Below are 10326 nucleotides of genomic sequence, written 5' to 3' on the forward strand. Positions count from 1 at the left end.
AACCAGGTGTTTTATTCCATTACTTAGCGTTGCACTTGGTGTGTTAATCTAGGTATGTTAAAAGTAGTGAATAAACACCATAAATAGATTTGAAATTATTATGATAACTGTATAATTTATTTAGTACTACTTTATAAAAGCTGTTAGGGGCTGTATAGAATTCAGCTATTAGGACTGCTGATTGCTAAAATTGTTTCAGACTAGGCGTAAGTCGAAGGTAATGTCGAGACCTTAGCTAGATTTACAACACTGTCTGGGGCAATTTTAGCATCAGTCAAGCAACAGGACTATTTTTTGCCACTTCTTAGCCAAAACTATCGCGCTTAGAATGACTAAACTTACTATTTTTGGCGTCGAATTTCCTAAAAAATAGTCTCTGTCAGTTCCATAGCTGAATTCTATACAGCCCCTAATTTGAGGATGCTTTACCTTAAAGGTAACGATAACTGAGGGTATAAATACTTTATAAGGATATATGACTCATGCCATTTAAGCCTATTCCTGCAGCACTTGCGATTTTAGTCGGTCTTATTATCTGGTTTGTTATCCCAGTACCTACTGGGGTGACGCCTGAAGCTTGGCATATGTTGGCATTATTTATTGCCACCATTGTCGCCATCATTGGTAAAGTCTTACCTATTGGCGCGATTGCTATTATTGCCGTTACCTTGGTTGCGCTTACGGGTGTGACTAACGACAGTCCAAAACAAGCCATCAGCGATGCATTATCAAGCTACTCAAGCCCCCTAATTTGGCTGATTGGTGTTGCCGTTATGATATCGCGGGGGTTAATAAAAACCGGTTTAGGTCGACGTATCGCTTATTATTTTATTTCTATTTTTGGTAAAAAAACCATTGGAGTGGCGTATTCTTTGACCGCCGCAGAGTTGATGATCGCACCGATTACCCCCTCTAATACAGCTCGTGGTGGTGGTATCATTCACCCTATCATGAAGTCGATTGCCCAGAGCTTTCACTCGACGCCAGAAGAAGGCACGCAGAAAAAAATAGGCCGTTATTTAGCGATGGTCAATTATCACGCTAACCCAATTACGTCCGGTATGTTTATTACGGCTACTGCACCAAACCCGTTAGTGGTAGATTTGGTCAACAAAGCAACGGGTAGTGAGATTCAGCTAACATGGACGACGTGGGCTGTTGCGATGTTTATACCAGGGATGCTGTGTTTATTATTAATGCCATTGGTGATTTATTTGATTTATCCACCCGATGTCAAAGTAACCCCCGATGCGAAAAAATTTGCCAAAGATAATTTAACAGAAATGGGGCATGTAAGCACACAAGAGAAAATCATGTTAGGTGTCTTTGCACTGATGCTGATACTGTGGGCAAATATTCCTGCGCTAATTTTCGGTGAGCAATTAAGTGTCGATGCGACCACCACCGCCTTTATAGGGTTAACGACGTTAATACTGACTGGCGTATTGACTTGGGATGATGTGCTTAAAGAAAAATCTGCGTGGGATACCATTATTTGGTTTGGTGCCCTTATTATGATGGCGTCTTACCTCAATAAACTGGGTTTAATTGGCTGGTTCTCAAGTAACATCGAATCGATGATTGGAGTGATAGGTGTTGGTTGGATCGGCGCTGTGGTTATTTTGACTTTAGTCTATCTATATATTCATTACTTTTTTGCCAGTACTACCGCTCATATTACTGCACTGTTTGCCGCTTTTTATGCAGTAGGGTTAAGCTTAGGTGCACCGCCAATGTTATATGCGCTGATTTTGGCAGCAGCAGGCAATATTATGATGACCCTTACCCATTATGCAACTGGTACCGCACCCGTTATTTTTAACTCAGGCTATGTGACGTTAAGAGAATGGTGGAGCATCGGGGCAATCATGAGTGTGGTCAATCTGGTGGTTTGGATTGGTGCCGGTCTGATTTGGTGGAAGCTGCTTGGCTACTATTAATTCACGATTAAGCTGCTTATAACTACAGGCACTCAAACTGGCACTAAAAGCGTTCATCTAGAGTTTCTAATGTATAGTTGAGTGCTTGAAAGCAGATATCGGTATTAAAGCCTCTATACTGTAAAAAACGAAGCTGTTTGGCCTTGTCTTTTTGCTCAGTCGGTATGTCGTTACCATACTTTTTGGTACGGGCGGTCACTGCTAATTTGAGCCAATCTACGCCATCGACTAGATTGTCCGCGCTATCATCTACAAAGTCGCGAAACTCCTCTGATTCTGTATTAGCCATATCAATGAGCTCGTCAATATTACCTGGCATGGCGATCTTTTTATTATAGAACTCTTGCTTGATACGGCCACGGCCACGACCTTTGCGGATGTTTTCACGAATAAGCATTAAGGTAGTGCGATAGTCGCTTTGGTAGCCTTTTTCCTCAAATTCCTCAAGTAGCGCCTCTATCTTTTCTGGGTCTTGCTCCTTGTCGATCAGTTTTTGCTTCAGCTCAGCTTTACCATACTCGCGGCGCGATAGATAATAAAAAGCCAACCAGCGCAAGCGGCTTTCAGCTTTGATGGCATCGACTTCTGCCTGTCGTTGCTCTGGTGTGCGCAAATAAGCTTTGAGTGCAGCGGGGAGGTTGTCAGTTTCGCTAACGTTTTCTCTAGCACTAGACACCGTTAGCGTAGGCAGTTGCTCCCCACTTTCAGTATTTTGCTCGTCATTAGTTACAGTTTCCGCGTCGTTATCGCTTTTATTGCCATGAACGTGCTGCTTAACTTCAGCCAGCATTTGCTTAATACTTTGTGCCTTTGGCGGTTGATAAGCAGGGGCATTGTTGGGCTCAGGAGTAAAATTGGCAGCTGGGTGAAAGCGTTTCTTACATTTTTTAGACTTGGAAGTTTTGCTGGGAGTAGAAGAGGGTGAATTGGTTGATTCTATATCAACGATAGAATCATTGTCTAAGGAGTACTTTTCAGCTGAGTCGTTTAAACGCTTGTTGGTCTTACTGTGTTTTTTGGAAGCGTCTTTGTATGAATGTTTAGAAGGCTTAGAGGGTTTAGATGGCTGAATAGGTTTTTTTGCTTTTTTGGCCTGGTCATTAATACTACTCGCTGAATCGGTATCCGATTCAGCGAGTATTTCAGCTAAGGTTTTAATTTTCATAATAAGTCATGCTTACTTAAAATGGTTAAGAAGACACGGTTATTGTACCGGTTCAGCAGTCTGCTCTTTATTGGCGTCATCACTATCTTCGGTTTTGCTGTCTTTTTTGCCCCCAAGTTTTTCGGCACGAACTTTATTTTCAATCTCTTCAGCTATAGCAGGGTTTTCTTTTAAGAACAGCACAGAATTGGCTTTACCTTGACCAATTTTTTCATCGCCATAGCTATACCAAGAGCCTGCTTTGCCAACTGCGCCAATCTCAACGCCTAAATCAATGACTTCGGCTAAATGATTGGTGCCTTCGCCGTAAGTAATCTCGAACTCAGCTTGGCGGAATGGTGGTGCCATTTTATTTTTGATGACTTTAACACGGGTTTGGTTACCAATGATTTCATCACCGTTTTTGACCGCACCGATACGGCGAATATCCATACGTACTGAGGCGTAGAATTTAAGCGCATTACCACCCGTCGTGGTCTCAGGACTACCGAACATAACACCAATTTTCATACGGATTTGGTTAATAAACACTACCATACAATTGGAGCGTTTGGCGTTACCGGTAATTTTACGTAGCGCTTGACTCATTAGACGCGCTTGCAGACCCATATGTGAGTCACCCATTTCGCCTTCAATCTCTGCACGCGGTGTCAAAGCAGCGACCGAGTCAATAACGATCATATCGATTGCCCCTGAACGTACTAGCATGTCAGTAATTTCAAGCGCTTGCTCGCCATTATCGGGCTGAGAAAGCAATAATTCATCAGTGTTGACACCGAGCTTGCGCGCATAAACAGGATCAAGCGCATGCTCAGCATCGATAAAGGCACAAGTACCACCTTGTTTTTGACACTCTGCAATCGCTTGTAAGGTCATGGTGGTTTTACCTGAGCTTTCAGGGCCGTAAATTTCAACGATACGACCTTTTGGTAGACCGCCAATGCCCAGCGCGATATCTAAGCCTAATGAGCCTGTTGATACGACATCAACATCCATAATCGCAGCATCATCACCTAAGTGCATGATGGTATTTTTACCAAACTGCTTTTCTATTTGACCTAAGGCGGCTTTAAGCGCTTTGGCTTTATTCTCGTCCATAAAGGACTCCTTGTTATAAATAATTTATTCAGAATAATAAGTATAATTACGATAATTGGTACTGTAAAAACTGCTTACTCAATGCTGCTGATTACTTAAATATAGGCAGTTCTAAATAAAGTCGATGTGATTGTAATAAAGTAAATAGCCACGTGCTACTGTTATAAATTTTTCTTGCTTGCTGTTCGCAAGCGTGACAGAGGCTGCGAAATGTTTACTTTAGTAGCACTCGCATTGGTTTTAAATCGCATCAATTATAGTAAGCTACGGTGTTTCGAGTAAATTTGGCGTTATTGGTAATATAAGATTTTAGACAGTGGTATCGGATATATCACCTTACTATACAGTAAAAATAAACAATGAGAAAAGTAAAAATAAGTTCATAATTAGCTGCTATTATGTGAACTTTTGAGCTTATTATGCTGGTCAATCATTCTATGATTTGTAATAGCGCTGTTGAGTAGATAAGGTGATTATAACAAAAACCAAGGGTTAAATAGCGAGTTGGATGACATCATACGACAACCAATGTCGTATGACATATCATCAAGTATTTGTATAAATACTTGATGGCTTAAATGGTAATTTCGGACAGGAGAATGGTGCTGTTTGTCAATAGACTACTAAGTTGTCCACAACAAATAAAAGTATTTTATTTATCAGTTGTGAAACATCGCTAGTTATAAAATAGTTTTGAAAATAATTAAAAAGTAATTATAAATGTTTCTATAGTTGGTTCAAGTATTTGATTTTTAACCACTTTTAAATTGTATAAAAAATGAACGATTTTACCTTACCCTTTAAGCTGCCTAGGGATATTCTTGTCAAGTAGCGACTTATACACAGGGTTATCCACAGCTTATGGGGAGAACTCATGAAGCCCTTATGGTATCAATGCTTGCGCAGATAGTTAATATTTAAGACTGACGCTGTAATACGATTTACACGCTTATATATACAGGCTTTTATCAAAAAGTTGCATGCTGATAACGATGTTTCACGTATAAATAATTTATCAGTTTTTATCATTAAATACTCTCAACACCTCTGCAATAAAGGGTATGGCTGAGATTTTATCAAATATACCTTATGTAAAGTGACAGTTGGTTTATCGGTGAGTACAAAAAAGCGGCTACATAAATGTGCCGCTATAGTAAAATCATAAAATTGTGCTGTCAGTGTCAGTCTTTAATATAGATTAAATCCCATACCCCATGGCCACGCTCTAAACCACGTCGCTCAAACTTAGTCATTGGACGAAAGTCAGGACGGTCGGTAAAGTTGCCCGCACCAGCTTGGTTGGTTAAGCCTGTAAAACCATCTAAAACCTCAACCATCCAAAATGCATAATGCTCCCAGTCAGTGGCAGTATGGAACCAGCCGCCTTGCTTTAAGCTGTGAGTCACGATTGCCATACGTTCGGGACTAACGAAGCGGCGTTTGTAGTGGCGCTTTTTTTGCCAAGGGTCGGGGAAGTAGAGTTGGATGCGATCGATATGGTTTTCTGGTAGCTGTTTGAGCAATTGAATGGCATCACCATTGATGATTTTTACATTGCTCAAATTTTGCGTACCTGCCATATAGGCGCATTTACCAATACCGGGCTCATGAACTTCGACGCCCACAAAGTTACGCTTAGGCTCAGCTGCTGCCATCTCGATAAATGAATCACCGAGACCAAAACCAATCTCCAGAGTAAGTGGGGCATCACTACCGTTAGGAGTATCTGCAAATAGCACGCGCAAGTCATCAATACCATCCAGATTGCCATCACCGAAGCTGTTATTGACAAGGTAATGCGCAAACTCTGGCGCAGTCAGTGCCAGCTCGGCATTTTTATTCATATGCGTGCGCCGTTTCATAAAGGTATTGACGATACGAATATGCTTACTGTCTTCAGTCGCTAACTCACTTTTGGGGCTGTCATTCTCATTAGTGTTGGTGCTATTGACGTTATCATGGATATCAGGATGTTGGTTCATAGGATGGGCAAGGCTTAATAAAATGGGTGGAATACGCTTATTATAGGTGAAATCTATACAGCTGTGAACGAACATTGCTTTTTTAGTGGTTTTAACTTACTCAATCTTTTTAGCATGTATTTTTTATCGTTTAGCAGTTCTATACTTTGTTGTCCTATACAGGGGTTTTGGCGTTATCATATAATAAATATGACGAGGTCATATTTTTTCTTAATAGCAAGTAAGGCTTATCACTATGTTATTTATCGAGACGGATTCGCCGCCCCCTTTTTATCAACAAAAACTGACTGCTACCAGACGTGAACAATTAGATAAATGGTTCATTAGTCATCGTAGTCAGCGTTATTATCTTAAGCGCTTTAAGCAGTTTGATGAGCAAGGCTATCTATCGCCAAAATGGCATTGGGCGGCATTTTTTGTCACCTTTCCTTGGCTGCTCTATCGTAAGCGTTATATGGATGCGATTGTGTATAGTGTGGCAGGCTGGTCATTTATTCAGCTTAACGTTGCCATTGTGCTGGTCACGTTTGAATTTGTAGCGATGTCCTATATACCCGATGCTTATCAAATGGCAGTACGAGTAGGTATCGCTGCGGTGATTTGGCTGTTTTGGTCGTTTATGGTGGCACGCTGGACCGACGCTTATTATTATCGAATGGCGCGACGTGAAATTGCCGATGTTATTGAAGATTATCCGCAAGACGAGGCCAGACAAAAAGCACATTTGCGTCGAGAAGGCGGGGTTAGTTTGTTTGGTTTGGCATTGGGCTTTGGATTTTTCGCCTTTGCTTTAACGGTCATTAAAGTGCAGTTTTTACCTATTATCGCGAAGCCGAAAGCCAATGAGGTGTTATTCAATGCTTATGACATCACCAAAACGACGCAAAACCGTGTGGCTGTGATTTATCAACAGACTGAGCAGTGTCCGGTTGATTTGCCATTTGACATAGAGGATCCGCAGATTAAGGTGCGTATTGATACTCAAGTACCGGGCGTGCCCAAAACAGATTGCGCAGTTGTAGGAACGATTCAGAATGTTAAGTTTCCACTGCGTTATCTCAATGAGCAAACAGTGGTTTTTTATCATGTGAAAGATAGCGATAGCTGGCAGTGCACCAGCTCGTTAAATGAAAAGCTAGCGCCCCCAAATTGTTCAACGGATTGAATTATTCAACGGATTAACAGCTCTTTTAAACTTTGGGGTCGGTAGCGGTAGTGTCTTTTTCATCAACTGGTGTCGCTTGGCTTTTTAGCGCATCATAAAAGTCGCTCAAATCCATTTTACGGGCTTTATCGATATCTTCGTCAAATAAGCTCTCAAGCTCTGCCATCGCGGATTGGGCTGACTCAATCATGCTGGCTTCATCATCATAAATCGCTTGCTGACGTTCAATCAAATCGTCATCGTAGTCACGGAAGGTTTGTACCGTTTCGCGGGCTTTTTCTGGTGAAATTCCGAGCAGCTGTAGTGATTCACGCGACATATCTAGCGATGACAAATAGGTCTCGCGCCAAATATGACGGACGCCCACCTCACGCAGGCGATAGTAATGCTGGCGGTCACGCGCACGAGCTAAGACAATCATGTCTGGGTAGTTTTTACGCAGGTATTGAGCAGTGGTAATAGAGCGCTCTAAATCATCGATGGCGAGAATAAAGACGCGGGCTTTTTTGATACCAGCCGCGCGCAGTATCTCAGGGTTTTTCGGATCGCCATAATAGACTTGGTTACCAAATTTACGGACGAAATCGACGCGATTTGCTGAGCGCTCAATGGCGGTAAACTCGATATTGTGCATACGTAGCACTCGACCAATAATTTGTCCAACGCGCCCAAAACCAGCAATAATTACCTGATGTTCATGGTCTGGAATCGTATCATATTCGCGACTGGGTTTACCTTTAGCAAATAATGGCTCACCAATTTTTTCTAATAACAAAAATGCCAGTGGTGTGAACGCCATAGAAATCGTCACGACAAGATTTAGGGTATTGGCAAGCTCAGGGCGCAAGACGTTCTGCGCTGTAGCCACACTGAATAAAACAAAGGCGAACTCACCACCTTGAGCAAGCGTAACGCCCAGCCGAATACTGGTCGGCCAACGATTACCGGATACTTTTGCAATCGCGGTAAGAACGCCGAATTTAAGAAACATCAGCCCCATCGCACAGCCGATGATAAAAATAGGCTTAGCTAAGATGAGTTTGACATCAGTCAGCATGCCGACCGACATAAAAAACAGCCCTAATAGCAAGCCTTTAAACGGTTCGATACTGGCCTCTAGCTCGTGGCGATACTCAGAATCTGCTAGCAAGACGCCAGTCAAGAATGCCCCTAATGCCATCGATAGACCAATCTGCTCCATCAAGATAGAAACGCCCATGACGATGAATAAAGCCACAGCAGTCAGTAGCTCTGCGGCACCGCTTGAGGCGACAAACTTGAAAAATGGTCTAACAATGTAACGGCTAGAGAAAATCAAACCGGCAAAAACAGCAAAAACTTTACCAAAATAAATCAAATCATAGCTTTGTTCGCGAACGCCTGAAAGGAAGGGGATGATAGCCAATAAGGGAATAACAGCAATGTCTTGGAATAATAAAATAGTAAATGCTTCACGACCATGGGTGCTCGATAATTGTTGCTTTTCAGTCAATATCTGTAGTACAAATGCCGTAGAGGAAAGGGCCAGACCAAAACCAACGATAAAGGCGGTATCGAGTGGCAAGGCAAAAAACTGGTGTGATAGCCACATCAATAGCGTGCCAGTCAATCCGACTTGCAAACCACCTAACACAAATATCGAACGGCGTAGCGCCCAGAGTCGTGAGGGTTGTAGCTCAAGTCCAATAATGAACAGCAGCATGACGACGCCAAACTCAGAAAAATGCAATAAGCTCTCAGCGTCGCCCGCCACATCTAAACCACTAGGGCCCAATATCAAACCAGTGATGAGATAACCTAAGACTGTTGCAATACCAAAGCGCTTGCCCAGTGGTACAAACAGCAGCGCTGCTCCCAAGAAAATCGTAGCTTGTAACATTAAGTTTGGTGAGCCGGCGGCGGCAGCGAGCATCTGGAATCCTTAGCAAGAACAATAAAATAAGCAGTGAAGCAAGATTATAACAATAATAAAAAATATTTTAGCATAGGTTATTTTTTACGATAAATCTTCCACACGCCATTATCTGCTAGCGGATTACGATAAGCATCGTTACGGCGCTTACGAGGTGTCTGCCGACTGTCTACGATTTTAAAGTCGGGCAGAGCATGGACGATAAGCCCAGTACGATAAAAGCGTACTCGTTCAGGCTCTAGCATCTCGCCCTTGTTATCTCGGCAAAAAACATAAGCGCGTAGATCGATAAACTCACGATGGGCGACCAAACGCGCTTCATCATCGTTATCAAACACGGCTGCCATACGCTCAATGTCATCAGCGTTATAATCGCCGCATTTATCTGTGAGTGCACCAACCGAGCCAAAGCTTTTAGATTCTTTAGCACGGGTCTTGGTCAGATGTAGTCTTTGAACATGATAGATAAACTGTGGTATCTCAAGGCTGGCTGGCAGTGGCAGGTAGTCGGGCGGCAGATTGGCAGCGGGATAAAATGCCATCGCCCGCTCAAGCAGGTTATGCCAATGTTGCTGGTATGCTTGGACTTCAGCTAAATTGCCTTCATAAATAGGCATATCACGGATTTGACGTAAGATATCAGGCGGGAATTGCTCATCTCGAAAGCTGGCAATGTCTTCTTGCAGCGTTGACAGCAAAACTTTGGCGTGTTTTTTGCCGTCTTTTGAAGTGGGGTCGTCGATATAGTCTGGGGCGACAAATTGTGCTGAACGTCTAGACATGGCTGAAGGTCATCAATTGGTTATGAGTGAGGCTTTAAGTCTTAAGTATACAGAATTTATATTAAAGATATGGCGGCGAGTCTAAATTTCCCATCATTTTTAACATGCTATTACAATGCTAAAAATCAGCGTGATATAAGCTCATACACAATAAAGTCTTTTTTATTTATCCGAATCTACTTTTTCAAGTGTCATCTGTATCTATAAATAGGCGGCGTGGCATGAGTTATAGTCAATCCCACCTAAAAGTGTTATAAACTAATTATCAAACCCAATTGCTAC

General features: G+C 42.3%; 7 protein-coding genes. 2 read left to right on the plus strand and 5 right to left on the minus strand.

Features of this window, described 5'->3' with window-relative positions; all coding sequences use genetic code 11:
* The first annotated feature begins 482 nt into the window (after positions 1-482).
* Positions 483-1940: an anion permease gene (locus EI162_RS11960; RefSeq protein WP_192524567.1), complete on the plus strand. Its 1458-nt coding sequence runs from the start codon at positions 483-485 to the stop codon at positions 1938-1940.
* A gap of 43 nt (positions 1941-1983) precedes the next feature.
* Here the strand turns inward: EI162_RS11960 and EI162_RS11965 are convergent, their stop codons facing one another.
* The 3 genes from EI162_RS11965 to trmB all read right to left on the minus strand — a co-directional run bounded on the left by EI162_RS11965 (position 1984) and on the right by trmB (position 6185).
* Positions 1984-3105 (minus strand): regulatory protein RecX, encoded by a 1122-nt coding sequence (locus EI162_RS11965; RefSeq protein ID WP_192524568.1) that lies wholly within the window; start codon positions 3103-3105, stop codon positions 1984-1986.
* Between the two features lie 39 nt (positions 3106-3144).
* On the minus strand, positions 3145-4203 hold the full coding sequence (gene recA / locus EI162_RS11970) for a recombinase RecA (RefSeq protein ID WP_192524569.1): 1059 nt from the start codon (positions 4201-4203) through the stop codon (positions 3145-3147).
* A gap of 1181 nt (positions 4204-5384) precedes the next feature.
* A complete protein-coding gene (trmB, locus tag EI162_RS11975; RefSeq protein WP_192524570.1) occupies positions 5385-6185 on the minus strand; it encodes a tRNA (guanosine(46)-N7)-methyltransferase TrmB in 801 nt (266 codons plus the stop codon).
* A 235-nt stretch (positions 6186-6420) separates the two neighbouring features.
* On the opposite strand from trmB, the gene EI162_RS11980 reads away from it, so the two are divergent.
* On the plus strand, positions 6421-7350 hold the full coding sequence (locus EI162_RS11980; RefSeq protein ID WP_192524571.1) for a DUF2628 domain-containing protein: 930 nt from the start codon (positions 6421-6423) through the stop codon (positions 7348-7350).
* A 25-nt stretch (positions 7351-7375) separates the two neighbouring features.
* On the opposite strand, the gene EI162_RS11985 is transcribed toward EI162_RS11980, so the two are convergent.
* Together EI162_RS11985 and EI162_RS11990 are read right to left on the minus strand one after the other, a co-directional pair.
* Positions 7376-9262, minus strand: a complete 1887-nt coding sequence (locus EI162_RS11985; RefSeq protein ID WP_192524572.1) for a monovalent cation:proton antiporter-2 (CPA2) family protein — start codon at positions 9260-9262, stop codon at positions 7376-7378.
* Between the two features lie 77 nt (positions 9263-9339).
* Positions 9340-10044: a hypothetical protein gene (locus tag EI162_RS11990; protein ID WP_192524573.1), complete on the minus strand. Its 705-nt coding sequence runs from the start codon at positions 10042-10044 to the stop codon at positions 9340-9342.
* Between the last annotated feature and the right edge of the window lie 282 nt (positions 10045-10326).

This window comes from Psychrobacter sp. FME6, from assembly GCF_014861365.1.
In the GTDB taxonomy this organism is placed as follows: Bacteria; Pseudomonadota; Gammaproteobacteria; order Pseudomonadales; family Moraxellaceae; genus Psychrobacter.

Bases quoted from the DNA above. Each gene is read 5' to 3' on its own strand.
- EI162_RS11960 (WP_192524567.1), top strand. From the start codon at position 483: ATGCCATTTAAGCCTATTCCTGCAGCACTTGCGATTTTAGTCGGTCTT.
- EI162_RS11965 (WP_192524568.1), bottom strand. From the start codon at position 3,105: ATGAAAATTAAAACCTTAGCTGAAATACTCGCTGAATCGGATACCGAT.
- recA (WP_192524569.1), bottom strand. From the start codon at position 4,203: ATGGACGAGAATAAAGCCAAAGCGCTTAAAGCCGCCTTAGGTCAAATA.
- trmB (WP_192524570.1), bottom strand. From the start codon at position 6,185: ATGAACCAACATCCTGATATCCATGATAACGTCAATAGCACCAACACT.
- EI162_RS11980 (WP_192524571.1), top strand. From the start codon at position 6,421: ATGTTATTTATCGAGACGGATTCGCCGCCCCCTTTTTATCAACAAAAA.
- EI162_RS11985 (WP_192524572.1), bottom strand. From the start codon at position 9,262: ATGCTCGCTGCCGCCGCCGGCTCACCAAACTTAATGTTACAAGCTACG.
- EI162_RS11990 (WP_192524573.1), bottom strand. From the start codon at position 10,044: ATGTCTAGACGTTCAGCACAATTTGTCGCCCCAGACTATATCGACGAC.